24 protein-coding genes are annotated in these 19,665 nt (G+C 60.0%); 17 read left to right on the top strand and 7 right to left on the bottom strand.

The genetic code is table 11. The annotated features are described in order from the left end of the window. Positions 1 to 263: 263 nt before the first annotated feature. Entirely contained in the window at positions 264 to 2,408 is a 2,145-nt protein-coding gene (locus tag GBCGDNIH1_RS20510; RefSeq protein ID WP_011632300.1) for a catalase, read from the bottom strand. Positions 2,409 to 2,558: 150 nt separating this feature from the next. Then, positions 2,559 to 3,173 carry an NAD(P)-dependent oxidoreductase gene (locus tag GBCGDNIH1_RS20505; RefSeq protein WP_011632299.1) on the bottom strand — a complete coding sequence of 205 codons (615 nt, stop codon included), beginning with the start codon at positions 3,171 to 3,173 and terminating at the stop codon, positions 2,559 to 2,561. A 155-nt stretch (positions 3,174 to 3,328) separates the two neighbouring features. Here GBCGDNIH1_RS20505 and GBCGDNIH1_RS25035 point away from each other — a divergent pair, with 155 nt between their 5' ends. Next, positions 3,329 to 3,724, top strand: a complete 396-nt coding sequence (locus GBCGDNIH1_RS25035) for a hypothetical protein (RefSeq protein WP_232449635.1) — start codon at positions 3,329 to 3,331, stop codon at positions 3,722 to 3,724. Positions 3,725 to 3,795: 71 nt separating this feature from the next. Here GBCGDNIH1_RS25035 and GBCGDNIH1_RS20495 read toward each other — a convergent pair whose 3' ends face one another. The 4 genes from GBCGDNIH1_RS20495 to GBCGDNIH1_RS20485 all read right to left on the bottom strand — a co-directional run bounded on the left by GBCGDNIH1_RS20495 (position 3,796) and on the right by GBCGDNIH1_RS20485 (position 5,503). Then, positions 3,796 to 4,164, bottom strand: coding sequence for a PIN domain-containing protein (locus GBCGDNIH1_RS20495; protein ID WP_011632297.1), 369 nt, complete (start codon positions 4,162 to 4,164; stop codon positions 3,796 to 3,798). 3 nt (positions 4,165 to 4,167) lie between these two features. Further along, entirely contained in the window at positions 4,168 to 4,314 is a 147-nt protein-coding gene (locus tag GBCGDNIH1_RS24850; RefSeq protein WP_011632296.1) for a hypothetical protein, read from the bottom strand. Between the two features lie 10 nt (positions 4,315 to 4,324). Beyond that, a complete protein-coding gene (locus tag GBCGDNIH1_RS20490; protein ID WP_043452917.1) occupies positions 4,325 to 4,636 on the bottom strand; it encodes a hypothetical protein in 312 nt (103 codons plus the stop codon). 99 nt (positions 4,637 to 4,735) lie between these two features. Continuing rightward, positions 4,736 to 5,503, bottom strand: a complete 768-nt coding sequence (locus GBCGDNIH1_RS20485; protein WP_011632295.1) for an XRE family transcriptional regulator — start codon at positions 5,501 to 5,503, stop codon at positions 4,736 to 4,738. A 275-nt stretch (positions 5,504 to 5,778) separates the two neighbouring features. Here GBCGDNIH1_RS20485 and GBCGDNIH1_RS20480 point away from each other — a divergent pair, with 275 nt between their 5' ends. From GBCGDNIH1_RS20480 to GBCGDNIH1_RS20470, 3 genes are read left to right on the top strand one after another with little or no spacing between them, the layout of a single operon-like run. Continuing rightward, the gene (locus GBCGDNIH1_RS20480; protein ID WP_011632293.1) at positions 5,779 to 6,624 is read left to right on the top strand and encodes a YdaU family protein; all 846 of its coding nucleotides are present in this window, start codon (positions 5,779 to 5,781) and stop codon (positions 6,622 to 6,624) included. Then, positions 6,624 to 7,094 (top strand): hypothetical protein, encoded by a 471-nt coding sequence (locus GBCGDNIH1_RS20475; RefSeq protein ID WP_011632292.1) that lies wholly within the window; start codon positions 6,624 to 6,626, stop codon positions 7,092 to 7,094. The genes GBCGDNIH1_RS20480 and GBCGDNIH1_RS20475 overlap by 1 nt, the downstream gene beginning before the upstream one ends. Beyond that, positions 7,091 to 7,645: a DUF6456 domain-containing protein gene (locus GBCGDNIH1_RS20470; RefSeq protein ID WP_011632291.1), complete on the top strand. Its 555-nt coding sequence runs from the start codon at positions 7,091 to 7,093 to the stop codon at positions 7,643 to 7,645. The genes GBCGDNIH1_RS20475 and GBCGDNIH1_RS20470 overlap by 4 nt, the downstream gene beginning before the upstream one ends. Before the next feature lie 82 nt (positions 7,646 to 7,727). On the opposite strand, the gene GBCGDNIH1_RS20465 is transcribed toward GBCGDNIH1_RS20470, so the two are convergent. Continuing rightward, positions 7,728 to 7,982, bottom strand: a complete 255-nt coding sequence (locus GBCGDNIH1_RS20465) for a hypothetical protein (RefSeq protein ID WP_043452915.1) — start codon at positions 7,980 to 7,982, stop codon at positions 7,728 to 7,730. Between the two features lie 709 nt (positions 7,983 to 8,691). Between GBCGDNIH1_RS20465 and GBCGDNIH1_RS20455 the strand changes: the two genes are divergently transcribed. From GBCGDNIH1_RS20455 to GBCGDNIH1_RS20395, 13 genes are all read left to right on the top strand, one after another. After that, positions 8,692 to 10,101, top strand: a complete 1,410-nt coding sequence (locus GBCGDNIH1_RS20455; RefSeq protein WP_025318778.1) for an outer membrane beta-barrel protein — start codon at positions 8,692 to 8,694, stop codon at positions 10,099 to 10,101. Between the two features lie 125 nt (positions 10,102 to 10,226). After that, a complete protein-coding gene (locus GBCGDNIH1_RS20450) occupies positions 10,227 to 11,054 on the top strand; it encodes a cytochrome c (RefSeq protein ID WP_043452913.1) in 828 nt (275 codons plus the stop codon). 214 nt (positions 11,055 to 11,268) lie between these two features. Further along, complete coding sequence (locus tag GBCGDNIH1_RS20445) at positions 11,269 to 11,820, top strand: terminase small subunit (RefSeq protein WP_025318779.1); 552 nt, start codon at positions 11,269 to 11,271, stop codon at positions 11,818 to 11,820. Between the two features lie 12 nt (positions 11,821 to 11,832). After that, a complete protein-coding gene (gene terL / locus GBCGDNIH1_RS20440) occupies positions 11,833 to 13,263 on the top strand; it encodes a phage terminase large subunit (protein ID WP_011632285.1) in 1,431 nt (476 codons plus the stop codon). Positions 13,264 to 13,295: 32 nt separating this feature from the next. Then, complete coding sequence (locus GBCGDNIH1_RS20435; protein WP_011632284.1) at positions 13,296 to 14,537, top strand: phage portal protein; 1,242 nt, start codon at positions 13,296 to 13,298, stop codon at positions 14,535 to 14,537. 27 nt (positions 14,538 to 14,564) lie between these two features. Next, entirely contained in the window at positions 14,565 to 15,542 is a 978-nt protein-coding gene (locus GBCGDNIH1_RS20430) for a DUF2213 domain-containing protein (RefSeq protein ID WP_011632283.1), read from the top strand. Positions 15,543 to 15,544: 2 nt separating this feature from the next. After that, a complete protein-coding gene (locus GBCGDNIH1_RS20425; protein WP_011632282.1) occupies positions 15,545 to 15,994 on the top strand; it encodes a structural cement protein Gp24 in 450 nt (149 codons plus the stop codon). A gap of 24 nt (positions 15,995 to 16,018) precedes the next feature. Then, on the top strand, positions 16,019 to 16,969 hold the full coding sequence (locus GBCGDNIH1_RS20420) for a DUF2184 domain-containing protein (RefSeq protein ID WP_011632281.1): 951 nt from the start codon (positions 16,019 to 16,021) through the stop codon (positions 16,967 to 16,969). A 3-nt stretch (positions 16,970 to 16,972) separates the two neighbouring features. Further along, positions 16,973 to 17,365 (top strand): DUF4054 domain-containing protein, encoded by a 393-nt coding sequence (locus GBCGDNIH1_RS20415; protein ID WP_011632280.1) that lies wholly within the window; start codon positions 16,973 to 16,975, stop codon positions 17,363 to 17,365. Beyond that, positions 17,365 to 17,679 carry a hypothetical protein gene (locus GBCGDNIH1_RS20410; protein WP_011632279.1) on the top strand — a complete coding sequence of 105 codons (315 nt, stop codon included), beginning with the start codon at positions 17,365 to 17,367 and terminating at the stop codon, positions 17,677 to 17,679. Before GBCGDNIH1_RS20415 ends, GBCGDNIH1_RS20410 begins: the two co-directional genes overlap by 1 nt. A gap of 2 nt (positions 17,680 to 17,681) precedes the next feature. Continuing rightward, a complete protein-coding gene (locus GBCGDNIH1_RS20405) occupies positions 17,682 to 18,047 on the top strand; it encodes a hypothetical protein (protein WP_011632278.1) in 366 nt (121 codons plus the stop codon). A gap of 12 nt (positions 18,048 to 18,059) precedes the next feature. Continuing rightward, positions 18,060 to 18,593, top strand: a complete 534-nt coding sequence (locus tag GBCGDNIH1_RS20400) for a phage neck terminator protein (RefSeq protein ID WP_011632277.1) — start codon at positions 18,060 to 18,062, stop codon at positions 18,591 to 18,593. Next, positions 18,586 to 19,662 carry a DUF3383 family protein gene (locus GBCGDNIH1_RS20395; protein ID WP_011632276.1) on the top strand — a complete coding sequence of 359 codons (1,077 nt, stop codon included), beginning with the start codon at positions 18,586 to 18,588 and terminating at the stop codon, positions 19,660 to 19,662. Before GBCGDNIH1_RS20400 ends, GBCGDNIH1_RS20395 begins: the two co-directional genes overlap by 8 nt. The last annotated feature ends 3 nt before the right edge of the window (positions 19,663 to 19,665 follow it).

Raw genomic sequence — 19,665 nt, 5'->3', positions numbered from 1 at the left:
TGACAAGGGTGAGAGGGCGTCTCGCAGACGATGACCGACTTGTTTATCAGGTCTAGGATGACAGCATTCTGCTGGTTGTCGTTCGCTGCGGGAAAGAGTGACAAAACGGAGTTTAGAAGGCTACATCAAAAATATTCCGTTACAGATCAACAATGATTGCTTCCAAAATAAAGTGACTGAAGAATAACGTTTCTTTCCATACTCAATCAAAGAAGCGGCCCCTCCCGGAGCCGCTTCCTGTTCACCTTTTTAACGTCCCTGTCTCAAGCGGGCTTCTTTGCTTCCCGCTCCCAGAACCGCAGGGCGCCGCATGTTTTGAGGAAACGGGCGGCATCGTCCGCTTTTTCCAGTCTGACGAACCCGTTATCCTGCAAAGCGGGCTTGATCCCGGCGGCCTCCAGCAAAGGTTCGGCTTCCTTTGTGAAAGCGATGAACTTCGCATGCGCAAAGGCATCGCTGACGAAATCCCGTGCTTCCGGTTTTTGCGACAGCAGCGCCGCACCGTCGGCAGAAAGAAGAACAGCCACCGCGTCATACAGAACCGAGGGACCACCCTCCACACGCTGTTGCGCCTTGTGGGAGACGCCTTTGCTGTCGGTGATGCCGCTGACGGTCGGGGCAATGAGTTCCAGTTGCGCCCCTTCCTTGTCGACCGCCTCAATCAGCGCCGACAACAACGCGGCATCCGCCCCGTCGCTGACGAGGAGACCGAGTTTGCGGCCCTCGAAGCGCTGGGGTCCATTGGCCACGATGCTCAGTGCCGCAGAAGGAGGCAGATCATTGATCGGCGCCCGGGCCGGTTTCGGAGCATCCGGTAAAGCCTTCAGCCCCAGCCCGCCTGCCACCGCATCGGCCAGAGCCTCATCCACCAGCCGCAGATGCCCGACCATCCGCTCGCGGATTGCCGGCGTCTCCACCTTGCTGAGTTCAAAGGTGAAGGCATCCGCGATATGCCGTTGCTCGATCGGGGTCTGGCTGAGATAGAACTGGCGTGCCTGACTGTAATGATCGGCGAATTTCTCCGGCCTGGCACGGCGCTTTTCGCCGCTTTCCTGCGCGGGGAAGCTGGTATGGCCGCGTTGAGGGTCTTCGCGAGGCCCTCCCTCCGCTCCCCAGCTGTTCGGCTCGTAATTGGCGCGGCCTTTGGGGTTGCGCATCGCCATGTGGCCGTCCTGCTGGAAATTCTGCACCGGCACATGGGGCGCATTGATCGGAATATGCGTGAAGTTCGGTCCACCCAGCCGCTTCAACTGCGTATCCAGATAGGAGAAATTACGCCCCTGCAACAAAGGATCATTCGTGAAGTCGATCCCCGGCACGACATTCTGGGTGCAGAATGCGACCTGTTCGGTCTCGGCGAAGAAATTGTCCACTGGACGGGTCAGCACCAGACGGCCGACGATGCGCACCGGCACATCTTCTTCCGGGATCAGCTTGGTGGCATCCAGCACGTCGAACGGGAAGGCATCGGCGAAGGCATCATCGAAAAGCTGAACGCCCACCTCCCATTCCGGGAAATCACCGCTGTTCAGGGCGCTCCATAAATCGCGACGGTGGAAATCCGGATCGGCGCCGTTGATCTTCACGGCCTCGTTCCACGCCACGGATTGCAGGCCCAGCTTCGGCTTCAGATGGAATTTGACGTAGGTTGAATGACCCTCCGCATTCACAAAGCGGAACGTATGCACGCCAAACCCCTCCATAAAGCGCAAGGAGCGTGGAATGGTGCGATCCGACATGATCCACAGCGCCATGTGCACCGCTTCCGGCATCAGGGATATGAAGTCCCAGAAATTGTCATGCGCGGTCTGGGCCTGCGGAAAGGCGCGATCGGGGGCTTCTTTGGCGGCATGGATCAGATCGGGGAACTTGATCGCATCCTGAATGAAGAAAACCGGAATATTGTTGCCGACCAGATCCCAGTTGCCCTCCTTTGTGTAGAATTTGATCGCGAAACCACGCACATCACGCGCCAGATCGGGCGATCCTTTATTACCCGCCACGGTGGAGAAGCGCACGAAAAGAGGTGTTTTCTCGCCCTTGCGCTGGAAGATATCGGCTTTGGTAATATCGCTCAGGCTTTCGGTCAGCTCGAAGAAGCCATGAGCGCCATAGCCGCGGGCATGCACCACGCGCTCCGGGATACGCTCATGGTCGAAATGGAACATCTTCTCGCGGAAGTGGAAATCTTCCAGCAACGCCGGCCCGCGCGCATCAAGACGCAGCGTGTTCTGATCATCGCCGACCGGAATGCCCTGCTGCGTCGTCAAAACCGGATTGTTCTCTCCGGCGAGCTGATGCAGCTCCCCGCCCAGCCCGTGCAGAAACGGGCAGCCCCCACCGGAGGGCGGCGGAGGCACCGAAGCAGAAGAGGAAGCCGGGCGGGAGGGGCGGGTGGGAGGGGCCATGGACGCGATCTCCTGTATCTCTCAACGTGTTCCGCACCTTGCCGTTCAGGGGAGGAGACGAGCCGGATCGGCCCGCCACGGCGAGGCATGTGCACGACAGAAGCAACGCAGCCCGCTTTGCCTCGGTGGCATCACGAAAATGTGAGGAAATCAGTATCCCACCGTAAAGCGCTGCCGGAGATGGGCCGGGTGTTCCAGCTCATCCACCAATGCGATGGCATAATCCTCATAGGAGATGGAGGAACCCCCTTCATGCCGCAGCACCTGATCTCCGCCGAGGCGGAATACGCCGGTGCGCCCACCCGGGCCGAACAGGATGGAGGGGGAGATGAAACTCCATTCCAGATCACTGGCGGAACTGCGGAGCAGATCGAGAAACGCGACCCCGTGTGAGGCTTCGAATTTATATTCGGCTGGGAAATCGGGGTGATCGATCAGCTTGACGCCCGGCTCTGCCTCCAGACTGCCCGCGCCGCCGACCACCAGATAGCGTTTGACGCCTGCCTCCCGCACCGCACGCAACAACAGGGCGGGATCAATGGTGGGGAATGGCAGGGCGCTGATTACCGCATCATGCCCATGCAGAACAGGGACGATGGTTGCGGTATCGGCTGCGTCTCCGGTCACGGCGGTGACGCCAGGCAGGGGAGGGATCGCAGAGATGTTACGCGCAATCGCCGTCACGCGATGGCCGCGATCTGACAATTCCTTCAGAATATGCGACCCGGCATTCCCGGTGGCACCAAGCAGGGCGATAGAGGGCATGGAAGAGAATTCCAGAAAAGTGGATTGATGAATGTGCTTTCATTCCTGAGGTGGGGATGCCTGCGAGAACCGGCAAGAGGTTTTGGCCACCCGGATTGACCCATGCTCTCTGCAGGATCAGTCTGACGCCGCGTAATGCCATGCCAAGATGGTTCTTGATCAATACTGCCAGCCATGAAGCGAGGCCGCAGGATATGAAGGATGCACCGGTGCTGCCGCCGGACAAATACATCGTCATGGGCGGTGATCTGACGCATTGCCTGTGGAGCAGCAAGGGAGAGATGATCCTCCTTGCCGACCTGCCCATTTCCCAAGACCTGACAACCCGTTTGCAGGCGTGGGAGGATTGGGCCGACGATTTCGAGGATTTTCTGCCGCCCGAGGAACGCGCACCGTTCGATCTGGAAGGCTTTACAGAAGCCGGTCTGGAAATCGCTCGGGCCTTGAAAGCAGAACTTCCAGACTACACCATCCTGTATTGCGATGAAGCCAGATGGCAGGCTCGGAAAGAACTCGGTCTGACACCGGCCGAATGCCGATACGAGGTTTGAACCAGCATCATGGCCGTCCGGTCATGGTGCAGGCTTCTTCAGCGCCTGTGCATTTGTGGGTGCGGGTGAGTTCAAACATTGCATATGATGCTGGTTGACGGCGTTATGCTGGCGGCCGCAATAGCATGCGCATCAGCCGGATCAGGGAGTTGGTGATTATGCGGTGCAAGATGACCGTATTCCATCACCATGGCTTCTGGAAAAGCATGGATTATGGAATTACATGCTCTTTGCGTACGATCCTCGGCTTCTGTCGTGGTCAATTCGGGGGCATGGCCTGCAATAATTCCGGCAATGGCGCGCTTTGTTTCATCGAGAATATCCTGTGACCAGCAGGGACGAAAAAATCCCTCTTCTGCCAGAGACAAGAGAAGATTTCGCTTTAACGCGCCGGTCAGAGTACAGGCATCCAGCCGGGCGGTAAAGCGGTTGGCAAACATATCTTAAATCAGCCCTGCATCCATTTCAGCCAGTTCCTCCAATGCCTGTCTGCGTTTTTCATCGCGTATGCGTTGGTACTTGGAAACATCTTCCGCTTTGATACGCCGATGGCGACCAACGTATTTGAAAGGAATGTCGCCACGCTCCAATTGTTCCTGCCTACCGCCACGCCATCACCCTCTTTTCCCTTGGTTCAAACGGCCGCAGCATGCGATCCATCCGTGGATCGCTCCAGTCTTCAGTGAGCGTATCGGCGAAACGGGCGAGGGGGCCGGTCATGGGCAGGGGCTGGCCGGTGTGGACATCGGTGATGTGGGTGGCGACGAAAATCGGCGCGCAGGACTGACCATTTTCGTCGAGCCATGCGCCGGGATCGAGACGGCCATGGATCTCCAGCGGCGTGATCTGAGGATCACCCTGATGATCGAACCAGTGAAATTCTGCCTCCACACTGGTGGGGTAGCTGGGCATCGTGAAACCTCGGTCAAACGGAGCGGAACAGGCCGCGCCGTTTAACCCTTTTAACCCCGTTTCGTCAACACCAAATGGTGTTAAAATGACGTTTCGGGGTTAAACCCCGGCAACCTCGTTCCAGGGGATGACCCGGTAGATGCGCATGACGGTCCGGGCGTCGATCTCGATCTCTCCGGCGGGGTTGTACTGGTGCAGCACCAGCCGCCCGGCCGTGCGGCGCACCAGACGTTTCACCAGCGCGCGCGGCTCATCGTATTCTCCGTCCTGCACCACCACGACGACGTGGTCTCGCGGGGCGGCGGGGCGGGTGGGGTGGATGTAGATCAGATGGCCATGCTCCACCCATGGCTCCATACTGTCGCCCTCGACATACAGCGCGAACAGGCCGGGAATGCCGGTCAGGGGGCCGGGAAGCCGCGCCCAGTCCAGCGCCTGCGCACTGTCCGGCAGACCCGTTGCCCCCAGCGCGCCGCCCTGTGCCGTGCCGAAAACCGGTACGCTGCGCACAGAAAGCCCCGTGATCGGCGGTGGGATCGGCTGAGCCGGTATGCGAACCTGGCCCTGCAATTTCCGGGGTGACTGAGGGGGCGCTTCCGCCTCTGTGCCCGGTTGGTAATCGCCGAGGTAATCCGGGTCCAGCGTCAGCAGATCCACACCCAGGCATTGCGCCAGACGGGGCAGGGCGCGGGAGCGCTGGGTCAGATTACGCTCGATCTTGTCGATCGTGGTCTGGGAGGTTCCCGCCTCCTTCGCCAATGCGTCCTGAGACCATCCGCGCTGGATTCTGGCATGCCGCATCCGCTCGCCCACTGTCATCTCTATGGGGAAGGAAAGCGGGGATCGGGCATCGGATGGATGGCTCATACGTGTCTCTGTAGCACAGCGTAAAGGGGTTGAAAACTACCCCTTTCAGTTATTTCGGTGTTGACGGGGTTAACCCCTTAAGTTTTTAATGCCGCGCATGGTCGAGTCACAATCCCCTCCCGCTTCATCACTTGCTTCCCTGTCCGCCGATGCGGAGGGGAAGGCGGGTCTGCCACCGCGCCGATGCCTGTATTGCGGCGTGTTGTTCCCACGATCGGCGGAGGATCGGTTCATTTTCCGCTGCCCTGAACACCGGGTGATGGAGGATTAGGCGCATGAGTCATGAAGCCCTTTCCTCAGCTTTGCCCCTCCCCCTGACCCCGCCGGAAAGCGATCTCCGCGGCCTGCCTTTCATGCCGCTGGATGTGGAGCGGCTGGCGGATAGCGATATGGTGGCGCTGTCCAGCGGGGATGAGTTCAAGGCCGCCCTGCTGCTGATCCTGAAAAGCTGGACCCAGCGCCCGGCGGGCAGCCTGCCGGATGATGACCGTGTGCTGGCCCGGCTGAGCGGGGCGGGCAATCGCTGGCCGAGGCTGCGGACCATGGCGCTGCATGGCTGGCAGCGTTGTGCGGATGGGCGGCTGTATCATGCGGTGGTGGCGGAAAAAGCCTGTCAGGCCTGGGCGATGCGCCTTGCCCAGCGCAGCCGCGCCCGTGCCCGGTGGGAGAAACATGCTCCGCCCGCTTTGCCCCCGGATATGCAGGCGCAGATGCAAGGGACAGGGATAGAGACAGAGAGAGAAAAAAATCACTCTCTCCCTCATCAGGTGGATCCTCATCAGAGGGGGCCGGAAGGATGCCGTCTGCCACCGGATTGGCAACCGGGAGAGGAAGAGCAGCGCTTTGCAACCTCTCTGGGGTTGAGGGTGGAGGAGGTGTTGCCCCGGTTCCGGGATTACTGGCAGGCCCGGTCGGGGTCTGCCGGTCTGCGGCGGGATTGGCCGGCGACATGGCGCATCTGGTGCCGTGGCGATGCGGAGCGGTCGGCCTCCTCCTCTTCCCACAACCCTTCCCACAGGGGGCGCGGCAAAAGAGCCATCAGCCGTCAGGACGCTTTACTGAGGGAGCATGCGGCATGGCAGCCCGGCCATGCGGCCTGCACCATGGGGGAGGAAGCATAATGCCCCTTCCTCCACGGTCTGATCCCCTGCCGTCGCATCAGCGCCTGATGGAGCGGCGCGACTGGTTTACGGCGCTGGCGCAGCTGACTTACCCGACCGATCCGGCGGAGGCTTTGCGGGCGTTCCGCGCCTACGCTCCTTTACTGAGGAGCATGCCGGATGCGGCCTTTACCGAAGCCAGTCTGGAACATGTCGCCTGTGCGCCGCGGCGGATGCAGATGCCGGGCTTTGATGATGTGCGCAACGGGTTGTCGGCATGGTGGCGGGCCCATCGTCCGCCCTCCCGCGCTTTGCCCCCGTCCGGAAAATTTTCGTCTCCTCCGATCCCGGAGCGCAAGCCGCCATCGCCCGAGGAAATCGCCGCCGTCAGCACCCTGCTGAACGCATGGCGTCAGGAGCGCGCGGCGCGGGTCGAAGATCCGGCTTCCCCTTTCAGAACGCCTTTATCACGCAGGAAACCTACATCATGAGCTATCTCTCCGCCCCGTCCGACCTTTCCCCGCGTATCCTGAGGGAAACGGTGATGCTGTCCCTGCAACAGGAAAATACCCCGGATGAGAAGGGAGAAGCCAGTCAGTCCCCTTCGATCCGGCTGCGTCGCCGCCGGGATGGGCTGCAACTGATGCATGCACGTGGCGATCTGCCGCAGGCCCTGTTCTGCGCTGCCGAGCGGTTCCGCGATGAGTATGCGCGGGCGCAGGGTATTTCCGCCGGATGCCGGATGACTTCTCTGGCGCTGGGACGTGTGACGAATTCGGCAGGTCCGGGGCATGGCCCGGCTGAGCGGCAGCTTCTGGCACTCCGCCGCTGCCGTGCCGCTTTGTCCGCGGTGCCGGAGCGGTCGCGGGCGGTCTTCGCCTGGGTCGTGGTGGATTGGAAAACGCTGGGAGCATACGAACAGGCACATCACATGCGCAATGGACGTGCCCGGCCGTGGTTGATCGAGGCATTGGACGCGCTGGCCGATCATTATGCGGGTCGGCAACCTGCTTCCCCCTCAAAACCCGAGGAGGCGCGGTGAGGCTTCATCAGCTTCACCACGCCTCTCTCTCTGTCTGTCTGCTGCACTCATCCTTTATCGGGGCCGGTGAGGAGAAGATCCTTTATTTTTCGCAGACATGCCTGATTTGTGGGCGTTTCTGCGGGCCCCACATCAGCTTGTCCTGACAGAAACCGGCCTCATGCGTATCCATGGTTTCTTCCATCACGGTCTGTCCGTTCAAGCCGTCATTGCTCGTGCCGGCGCAAGCCGCAGCACCCAGAAGCACGAAGGTAGCAAGAACAGCATGAGTTATCATGCCGCGGATATGGGTTTTGCCCTTGTTGTTGGAAAGTACTGGGCTGGTAAAGACTGGCATTTTTATTCTCCCGTATCTTTATCGTTATCCTCAATATAAGGGTCGATTTCTTAAACAGTCTGTCTGGAATGTAAAAAAATATGACTGAATGGGGTTGGTAACGGGTGTCGATAAGGGAGAGGGACGCTTTCCTGCATCGGCCTGAAAAGATTCAATTCCAAAACGGTTTTGCCTGCCAATCTTAAAATAAAAGTCATCCTTTGTTCATCATGATAAAAAAATAGCCATTTCCTGACGGCACGCCATTCGCCTGGGTGAACGCTTGCTGAAAGGAAATGGCCCTGTTTACGCGGATATCAGGAAAAAAAATTACCTGACAGGAATTATGGCATGCCAGTTGCTTTGTAGTTGGCAGACATATGCTTCGCCGTGGCGTGGCCCCTTGAACGGGTGTCCATGGGGGGAGGCAAGGAAGCAGAGCGGGGGATCATGATGAAGATGGTAAAACAGGTTCCGGCACGTATGGAACAGTCCGGAAACGTGATGAATTGGTCTCAACAGGTCAAAATAAGTCTGTTCGAAGCTGAAATAAAAGTTTGTGTCGGCTTTGTTCAATAACCGGGCTTTGGCTCCATGAAACTTTGGTAACGCCACTGTCATCCTGATGCAGCTTGCTGACAAACGTCAGTGATTATTCGCAAATGGACACAGAGGCGGAAGAAAATCTGAAAATATAGACAATAAAAAGGTTGTATCCGTGAACGGGAAAATGATCTGGCGGGCAACGACTGCACTCTGTTTCGGAACCGTTCTGTTCGGACTGGCGGGTCAAGGCCGCGCCCAGGTGCCGGAGGAACCGAAAGGGGATGAAATGCGCCCCACCATCAGCGAAATGCCGGCCGAGCAGCAGCAGGCGATCTCAGCTGCACAGAAGCCGAAATCCAAAGCCTCCTACTGGGATAATACGGAGGCGCATCTGACCATTCAGGCCGGCATTACGGGTAATCCGTGGACCAAATCGGGCCGCAATTTCGGCCAGTTCTATGCCGACCGTGCCAATACGGTCACGATGAACCAGATCATGGGTAATCTGTCGCATCCCATTCAGGATGTCGGCAAAGGCTATGGTGTGGGCTTTGTGTTCGAGATGATGTACGGCTCTGACGCCCGCTTCGATCCCACCATCGGTATGGCGGATGGCGTGCTGACCGGGCTGTATCAATGGGTGCCGACGCAGGCGCATATTGATTTCCACCTGCCGTGGTTTACCAAGGGCGGCGTGGATATCCAGGTCGGCCAGATGTACGGTCTGCTGGGATCGGAAGGCACGCCGGCCTTGCTGCGGCCTTTCTATACGTTCAATTATGCCTCTGATTACATCGTCCCCTTCGAAATGATCGGGGTAATGACGACGACACATCTGACCGACAAGATGGATTTCATCCTCGGCGTGGATGCGGGTAATTCCACCAGCTTCGGCAATGCGGGTAATAACAACCGTCCCAAGGGCACCATCGGCGTTCAGTGGAACAACCTGATGGACAACAAGCTGAATATGCACCTGATCGGTCATTTCGGCCCGCAGGGAAACAACAGCTATCCGGTGACTTCACCCGACGGGCTGTGGACCAGTGCCGGTGTCGGCCCCCGTGCCAATGACGAGATGCAGTATAATGCCGATTTCCTCGCCAGCTATAAGGTGAACGAGAAAACGACCGTGACGGTCGATGCCACCTATCTGCATGACGATCTGCTGCGGGCCGATGCGTATGGCGTGACCACCTATCTGGCCTATGATATCAATCCGAACCTGACCTTCAACGCCCGTGGTGAAGTGTTCCGCGACAATACCGGCCTGATTATCGCTGAATATGCCAGCTTTACCTCCTTCACCCGTGCCATCAGCAACAAGCCTTACCCGTACTATCTTGCGCCGCCGACCACCTATGGCGAATTGACGCTGGGTGTGACCTATCGCCCGGATTTCGTGAACCGTCATATGTTCTGGGGCGGCAAGTTCACCGTGCGCCCGGAAATCCGCTATGACCGTTCGCTGAACGGCACCAACCCGTTCAATGAATCCGCAGTTCCCAGCGCGGCCAATGGCTATTTCCCTGTCGTGAATAACGGCACGAATGACATGCTGTGGTTCAACCTGGATATGATCGTGAATTTCTGATCGCGGCCTCAGCCTTGATCTGATAGTTTTTTCAGGTTTCTTCCCTTACTGTTTTGCCCGCTCCATGCCGGTTTTCCGCCGGGATGGAGCGGTTTTTTTATGCGATGAGGACAGGATCAGGTCGGATGAGACGCAGGCTCTGGAAGGCGGGTATGGTCATCATGCTGGCAGTGTGTCCCGTCATGACGGCCCGGACGGCAGAGACGCCGGCGGAGACGCTGGTGATCGGTTCTTCCAATGGCCGGAAACAGTCGCTGTCCGCTGCCGCCTTGCTGGCACGGTCTGATGCACAATGGGTCACAGTGCAGGATGGCAGTTATGGCGGGACACGGCGTTATCGTGCCGTCAGCCTCGCGGCGTTGCTGGGGAAAGTGACGGATGATAGCGGCGTGCTGACCGCCACAGCCTCGGACGGGTTCAGCGCCGATCTGCCATTACAGATGATCAGAGCGGCGTCACAGGATGCGTCTCAGCCGCAGCCATGGCTGGCGGTGGAGGATCCTCAATATCCATGGCCGCCTTTGCCGGGTAAGAAAGCCAGTGCCGGGCCATTTTACATCATCTGGAGTGGTGCAGGCGCGGAGCGTGTCTCCAGCGAATACTGGCCGTATCGCATCACCCATTTGGCCATCAGAACGGCACCTCTGGAACGCTGGCCTCAACTGGCATTGTCACCGGATGCACCGGCACGGATCAAGCAGGGGCAGAAAGCTTTTATCGCTTTCTGTTTGCCCTGCCATCGGCTGAATGGCGCGGGGGATGGCTCGGTTGGGCCTGATCTTGGAAAACCCATGAATCCGACAGCCTATTTTCAGCGGCCAGCCCTGCATCGCTATATTCGTGATCCGGCCTCGGTGCGGGACTGGCCGGGCCGGCAGATGCCGGGGTTTAGCGCGAAAACCCTGCCGGATGAGATGATCGAGGCCATTATCGACTACATGGCAGGATTATAAACCCGTTATAAAGAGGCGATATTGTGATTCATTCAGGATGAAAAGGAAAAAAAGCTTGACGATCACCGGGATGATAAAGTAGGGTTTTTATATCAAATCGGAATTTTGTCCGGTTCGGAAGATTTTCCCTCAAATCCGGTCTTTGCAAACCCTGTGTGAAAACACGGGGTTTTTTGTATGCACGCTCGGACGGAAAGACCCGAAGGATCAGGGCGTGACACGCTTTTCTCTTACAGATCGGCAGCAGAAATTCGTGGTGGCCTATGCCGCGCTGAACGGCAATGCCGAGCAGGCTTATGCTGTCAGCTATGGTCCTGATCTCTCGCCGGCGCAGATTGCCGCGGGGGCAAGGCGTTGTCTCAACAGTGCTGCCATCCGTGCCGCTCTGGCGCATGAGGCGCAGCAGGAGACGGAAGCAGATAAAAAGAAAATGATCCAGCCTGTGACAAAGGAAAACATAGTCGCGGCTCTGGCGCGTCTGGCATTTTATGATGCGCGCGACGTGCTGGAATGGTCGGAGGACGGGTTGCGGGTCAAGGCATCGTCCTCACTCGATGACGATACCGCTTTTGCGATCGAGGAAGTGGTTGAAACGCCACGTGGCCTGCGGGTGAAGCTTGCCGATAAACGCGCTGCTCTGGTCGAGCTTGGTCGGGCGCTGGGATTATTCAGGGAAACGCCCTCCCGCGATCCGGCGCAGGCCATGAGCCGTGCGGAGATCGAGGCGGAACTGGATTCCCTCCGCGCCCATCAGAAAAAAACCTAGGATTTATCTCATATGTCGATGCAGGCGGCGGATACTGCGCTCAGACGGGAACTGGCGCTGCGTCGCCGCCTGCGCGATCTGGCAGCAAGGGAGAGCCTTCCGGAGTTTGCACGCCTGGTCATGGCGGAACAGAATCTTTATCCGGCTGCGCATCATCATCTGCTGTTGAAAGAATTGCAGGCGGTGGCGCATGGAACAGTCGATCGTCTGTTGATCACCATGCCGCCGGGATCGGCGAAGTCGACTTATGCCAGCCGTATTTTTCCTGCATGGCTGATGGCGCTGCAATCTGGCATCCGGGTGATCGGCGCCTCCCATACCGCCGATCTGGCTGATCATGTCAGCCGTGGTGTGCAATCCTGTCTGCGTGATTACGCTTCCATTCTCGGTACCGGATTGCGGCGTGAAAATGCAAGGGATTGGGAGGCGGAGAACGGATCGGCCTATAAGGCCGTTGGTATTGGCGGCCCGATTGCCGGACGGCGTGCGGATGTGGCAATCATCGACGATCCTGTCAAATCAAGGGCCGATGCCGATAGCCGTGCCTGCCGGGAGCGTGTGTGGAACTGGTTCGGGGCTGATCTGCGCACCCGTATGAAACCGGGTGGCCGCATCGTGGTGATCATGACACGGTGGCATGAGGATGATCTGGGCGGCCGCCTGTTGCTGCGTCAGGGATCGTCATGGCGTCGCGTCAATCTGCCGGCGCAGGCCGAGGACAATGATCCGCTGGGCCGCTTACCGGGAGAATGGTTGTGGGGAGATGATTCCTACGGCTATGCCGGTGAATTGCAGCGCGTGAAGGCGGAGTATGAACGCGGTGGCGCGATGCGGGACTGGGCGGCGCTGTATCAGCAGCAGCCGCGCCCTGCAGAGGGTGCGTTGTTCAAAACGGCTGCTCTGTCCTGCATTCTTGCGGCACCGGCTTCTGTGCAATGGGTGCGGGCCTGGGATCTGGCGGCGACGCGACAGACCGGTACCGGTGATCCCGACTGGACGGTGGGGGCGCGGCTGGGTCGTGATGCCGCGGGGCGTTTTGTCATTGGCGATATCGTGCGTCTGCGTGGCGGGCCGGAGGATGTGACGCGCATCATCGCCGCCACGGCCAGCCGGGATGGTGCGTCGGTGCGGATTTCCATCCCGCGTGACCCCGGTCAGGCAGGCAAGGCACAGGCGGCTTATCTGGCGCGGATGCTCGGCGGTTATGTCGTCGAGACCTCGCCGGAGAGCGGCGATAAATCCACCCGCGCCATGCCGTTCGCGGCGCAGGTGAATGCGGGCAATGTCGATATGCTGCCGGGTGCCTGGCAGGCGGCATTGCTGGATGAGTTGGCGGGGTTTCCCTCCGCCAGACATGACGACCAGGTGGATGCGCTGTCCCGCGCTTTTCTGGCGCTGACGCAGGGGCGGGACACGCGCGCATCGTTCCTCGCCTATCTTTAAAAATCGGTTTTATTTTCTGCAAGGATGCAATCATGGGCACACGGCTCGATGATTATCTGTCCGGTGTGCTCGGTGCTGTGCAGCCGGGAACGCTGATGATGCCTGGCGACACGCGCGCGGCTGGTACGGTTTTATCGGCCTATCTTCAGGGAGGATTGGCGGCACGGATTGTCGATGCTCCGGCGGAAGATGCACTGTCACGGGGTGTTACTGTTCTGTGCGATGGTGACGCGGCTGCGGAACAGGCCATGGCGGCGGAGATCGCCCGGCTGCATGTTCCGGCGCGGATGACGGAGGCATTGCGCTGGGCACGTCTGTTCGGCGGAGCCGCCGTGATGCTGTTCGCGGATGATGAGGCCGATCCACAGCGTCCTTTGCGCCTCTCTTCCCTGTCCGGCATTGCTGAACTACGTGTGTTCGACGCCGAGGAAATCACGGTGGATCAGCTTTACGATGATCCCGCCGATGCACGCTGTGGTCAGCCGATGGTGTATCGCGTGACACCGCGCGGTGGCGGCACGATGTTCACGGTGCATGAAACGCGGTTACTGCCCCTGCCGGGTGCGCCGCTGCCACATGGCATGAGCAACGGTCTGCCCTGGCGCGGACGCTCGGTGCTGAGCGGGTGTCTGGAGGAGGTTCAGCGTTATCAGGATGCGCTGCGGCTGTCGCGCGGCATGCTGGAACGCAAGCAACAGGCGGTGTTCGGGATGGCCGGCCTCGGCGACCTGCTGCGTCAGGCGGCGATGGAGGCAGATGATGCCGCGAACTCACCCTTGCTGGAAAGCGTGCGGGAGCGTGTGCGCCGGGTCGATCTGGCGCGCAACGTGTTGAACACCGTGGTCATTGATGCCGGGGACCAGTGGCAGGTTCACGATCTCAATCTTTCCGGTGTCAGCGACCAGATCGAGGCATTCGAGATTTCCATTGCTGCCTGCACCGGTATTCCGGTGACGCATCTGTTCGGGCGTTCCGCCGCCGGTCAGAACGCGACCGGGGAAGGGGATCGGGAAGTGTATATCGCGCTGGTGCAGGCGATGCAGCGGCGTGTGCTGGTCCCGGCACTGGAACGTCTGGTGTCCTTGCTATGGCAGCAGAGAGGATTGCGGGCCTCTGCACCCTCAGGTTGGCAATTATTTTTCCCGCCGCAATGGATTCCCAGTGAAACGGAACAGGCCGATGCTGCGCTGAAAAACGCGCAGGCCGCTTTGGCCAGGGTGCAGGCGCAGGTGCAGGCGGAAACCTTGTCCGGCACCGCTTCACAGACTCTCTGAGTCGCAATTTTATAGTCAGGAGCAAGCATGATTACCGAGCGCCATGACATGGTGCCGCTGCCGCGCGCGCATCGTGATGATGACGGGTTCATCACCGATACGCCGGTACTGACGCGCACCGGCATTTTCACTTACACCGATCCGGTGACGGGCGCGCAGCGGCGCGAATATCGTCCGCCGGAAGAAGTATTCCATGCGGACAGTCTCGCCAGTTTCCGCGGGCGTCCGATCACGGTGGGTCATCCGCCGCCGACATCCGGCCTCATCACAGCCGCCAATGCTGCCGGCACGGTGGTTGGCGCGGTTATGAGCGAGGGGCGGCAGGATGGAGATAACCTTGTTGCCGACATAGTGATTCACGATACCTCTGCCGTCGATGAAGGTCTGCGTGATTTGTCGGTTGGCTATCGCCTCGATCTGGATGAAACGCCGGGGGAGGTGGATGGCGAAGCCTATGATGCCGTGCAACGCGGTATCCGTGTCAATCACGTGGCCATTGTCCCGCGTGGGCGCGCAGGGAATGCACGGCTGAATCTGGATCGTGCCGATACAGCGCCCGCTTGCACGCCGGATTGTCCGCTTCATGCGGCGCTGGCGGTGGTCACGGCGGAGCGTGATGCCGCCCGTGCCGATGCAGCACGGCTTGAGCAGGAAAAAATCAGGCAGGCCCGTCGAAATCTGGAACAGGATGCTGCCGGTCTTGGTGTCACGCTCCATGATGATGCTTCCGATGATGAGCTTCGTATTGCTGTGATCCGCGCCGTGCGGGGCGATGCGCTGGTGCTGGAGGGACAATCCTCCGCCTATCTGCAAGCCGCATTCGATCTCTGTGTGGCAGAGGCCCGGATGCAGGCGGGCGCGGTGCAGGCGCAGTACAGCGTCGCACAGCGCCGGGATGAAGCGGCATCCCGTCAGAAAATTCCGCTGAGTGCCTACGAAACCTACAAGGCGACCCTTTCCGCTGCGTGGCGTTCCACGCGGCCTTCCCATGCAGGAGAACACTGATCATGCCGCCGCTGCAAACCAGCTACGCCGCCCGTCATCCCGATGCGTATGAGGGCATGCAGGCCAATGCCGAGCCGGTCACCATCCTGACCCGCATTGCCGACACCGACATCGCTTTTGGAAAGCCCGTTGTTCAGGGCGTGAAAGATCAGAGCGTGCGTCTGCCCTCCGCGACGGCTGCGCGGTTTCTGGGGATCGCGCTCGCCGTGCATACCGTGCCTGCGCTGCCGGGGCAGGCGGTGGATACCTATCCCGCCGGATCGCCGCTCTCCGTGCTCAACAAGGGTGTGATCTGGGTGCGTGTCGCTGCCAGCGTCAGCGCCGGTGCAGCCGCCTATCTGACCCCCGCCGGGGCGATCACGGCGGCGTCCTCCAATAACACCGCCATTCCGAATGCGACCTTCGACACCAGCGCCCCTGCGGGCGGTCTGGCCCGTCTGCGTCTGTCCTGATCCTTACAAGAAAGTTCTGGAAGAATGAACAGCTCCCTTCAGCATACCCGGTTCGATGCGCAGACCGGACTGAGCTTTCTGGTCAGTCAGGCCGCCGCGCTGGAAGCCGAAATCTATCGCATTCAATATGCCGATATTCTGTATCCGTCCCTGATCCCGGTGGATACCACCGCGCCGGAATGGATCCAGGTGGTGGAATATGTTTCCGCCGACACGGTGGGCCGCGCCCAATGGTTCAACGGTCAGGCGCAGGATGTGCCGCGTGCCGATATCGTGCGCGACAGGCTGCGCGTCACCGTCTCCATGGCTGCAATCGGCTATGGCTATGATCTGGCCGAGCTGGAACATGCACGCCAGTACGGCATTGATCTCGGCCCGGAAAAAGCCGAGGCCGCACGCCGTGCCTATGAAGAATTCGTCGATGACATCGTGCTGCGTGGCGATGCGGCGCGCGGGTTCAGCGGTTTGCTGTCCCATCCGGCGGTCACGGCGGGCACGGTGGCGAATGGAGCCTCCGGCAATCCGGACTGGGCGCATAAAACCGTTGATGAGATCATCGACGATGTGAATGCGGCGTTGACCGGTATCCAGACTGCATCGCTGCGGGTGGAGATGGCCGATACCGTGCTGCTGCCGGTGGATCGCTGGCTGAAGCTTTCCCAGACGCGCATTCCCGCCACCAGCGAGACCGCGCTGAGCTTCCTCGCCCGCACCAATATCTACACGCTGACCACCGGCCTGCCGCTGACTGTGCGCGGTATTCCCGGTCTGGAAAGCGCCGGAGCCTCCGGTGTCGGCCGCATGATCGTCTATCGCCGGGCGCCGGATGTGATGAAGCTGCATATCCCGATGCCGCTTCAGTTCCTCGCCCCCTGGCAGAGCGGGCCGATGCGGTTCGAGGTACCGGGGATTTTCCGTCTCGGCGGGGTCGATATCCGCAAGCCGGGTGCGATCCGCTATCTGGATGGGGTGTAGGCGATGAGTGACGCATCAGCGCCTTATCCGGCTCCGGTGCTGCTGGCTATTCTGGCACCGGAATTCGCCAATGCCCCGGCGCAGGCGGTGACGGATGCGCTGGGCGTGGCGGCGACACATTGCCCCGCCACACTCTCCCCCGGTCGCAGGCAGGAGGCCATGGCGCTGTATGCGGCATGGCTGCTGAGCCTGCGTGCTTCTTCCCTGTCCGGTAGCGGGACCGCCGGGGCGGGGCAGGCGCTGCGGCGGGAACGGGAAGGCGAGCTGGAGATCGAATATCTCCCGCGTGCCCTGACGGGCGCCGAAGCCGAGGCGGCAGGCAATTACCGGGCGCGGTATGAGGCGCTGCTGCGTCCTTTATCGACCGGTGCGGTTCTGACCGGGGAGCCGGAATAATGGATACGCTCGGTACGGCTTTATCCCGTCTGGAGGGGCTGAGCCTGCGCATCGGCCCCAGAGAGCATGTGGGAGAGCGTGAGGATAATCAAACCGGAGAGGTCGCCGCAGCCGTGGCGGCGGAGTTCGGTTCCGGTGCCACGGCCGCGCGCCCTTATCTGCGCGCCTTCACCGATGCACGGGCCGGCAGCATCGCCGATGCCTGTGCGGAGGCCGCCGCCCTCGCCCTGGAGGGTGGTGAGCCGGAGGAATGGTTGCTGGATCAGATCTCGACCATGGTTGATGGCCGGTTTCCCGTCAGCATGGGGGATTAGGCATGAAAACCAGTTTCCGCCAGTCTTTGACGGTGTTGAGGGAAGGAACGGGCAGCTATGTTGCCGGCCGTTTCGTCCCGGCCTCTCCGGTGACACAGACCATCTCTGCCACGGTGCAGCCTGCCTCCGTCAGTGATGCGGAGCAGATACAACCCTTGCCGGGTGGTCAGGCGATTACTGCGCTGATCCGGATTTATACCGATGCCGTGCTGGGTATCGGGAATGCATCCGGTCAGCGCGGAGATTGCGTGCTGTATACCACTGCCGGAGACACCGCTCCGCGCCGTTATCGCATTATCGCGCGGCAATCCTGGGATGCCGGGATGCGGGTGGATCATCACCGTTACCTCGCCTCACTCGAACCGTAAGGGAGTTCCATCATGCTGGATGATGGCACGGTGCACGGTTTCGTGCAGCCGATGCTCGACTGCGCGCTGATCTGGGCGGAGCAGAATGCACCCCGCCCGGCTTTTCCATACGCCACCCTGCGCTGGCTGCGCAGTGAGGAAGGAAGCAGACCCATCGCACGACCATGGTATGGCGCCGTCAATGCGGATGGGCTGATGGTGGTGGAAACACCCATGCAGGACACGCTGGAAATTCAGGTTTTCGGCCCGTCTGCACTGAATATTCTGGATACGCTGCGTCAGAGACTGGGTTTCTCCACCACGCAGGACAATGCCTTTCTGCATGGCATCGCCGTGCTGTCCTGCGGCCCCGTCCTCAATATCTCCGCTTTGCTGGAAACGATATGGGAGGAGCGGGCAGCCATGGAGCTGACGCTCGGCCATGTCATGCGTGGCGCGGATGTGGTCGGCCTGATCGAAAAGGTTCAGGCCACCGGAACATTACCGGGGGGCGGTGCGCCAGTCCCCCTTTCCCTGAACATCGAAATGGAGACGCCGCATGGCTAATCTCGATCGCCTCGTCACGGTGGATATCAAGCTGCAATCTGCTTCCGTGAATACGCAGAGTTTCAGCGATATGCTGATCGTGCTGAAAAGCACCACCGCTCTGCCGCGCACGGGTATTATCACGGCTGCCAGTGATCTGCTGGCTGCTCCGTACGGTCTGACGGCCACGCATCCGGCCTATCTTGCCGCCGCGGATGCGTTCAGCGTGACACCGCATATCTCACAGATCTATATCGGCTTCTGGGATGGCAGCGGCCAGAATGAAACACTGACGGCCGCCCTCTCGGCCATGAAGACCAGCGATAATAGCTGGTACGGCCTGATCCTGCCGGACCGGACGCCGGCCAATATTCTGGATGCAGCCGCATGGGCCGAAGCCAACGGTAAACTCTTCGGCACAGCGATTGCGGAAACCGATGCGCTGGATTCCACCAAGACCACCGATACGCTGTCGCGGCTGAAAGCTGGAAATTACTTCCGCACCTTCTGTTTTTATCACGCCGCAGCGGCCACCGATTTCCCGGATGCGGCGGTGATGTCGAAGATGTTCACCCTCTATCCGGGTCAGGAAAGCTGGGCCAACTGCACGCTGCCCGGTGTCAGCGCCGATACGCTGGGGGAAGGACAGAGCAGCGCCGTACGTGGCAAGAACGGTAATACGTTCGAAAGCTTCCGCAATGTCACCATCACCCAGGGCGGAAAAACCACAGGTGGCGAGTGGATCGATGTCATCCGCTTCCGCGACTGGTTGCAGGAAGAGATCAAGACCAGCGTGTTCCAGATGATGGTCGATAACCGTATTCCCTATACCGATCAGGGCATTCTGATGGTGAAAAGCAAGGTCCAGGCGGCACTCGATCTGGGTGTGCGCCGGGGCGGGATCGCGCCGCCGGAGCTGGATGGTAACAACAACCCGATTCCTTCCTACACGATTTCGGTTCCGCTATCCGCCAATATCTCCGCCAACACCAAAGCCAGCCGTGTGCTGCGTGACATCAGTTTCCGGGCGCGTCTGGCCGGTGCGGTGCATCTGGTCCAGATCAACGGCACGTTGTCCTACACAATCTGAGCG

It is taken from the genome of Granulibacter bethesdensis CGDNIH1, assembly GCF_000014285.2.
Classification (GTDB): Bacteria; Pseudomonadota; Alphaproteobacteria; order Acetobacterales; family Acetobacteraceae; genus Granulibacter; species Granulibacter bethesdensis.
Note: the sequence above shows the minus strand (reverse complement) of the source record. Positions and strands in the feature narration are given on the sequence as shown.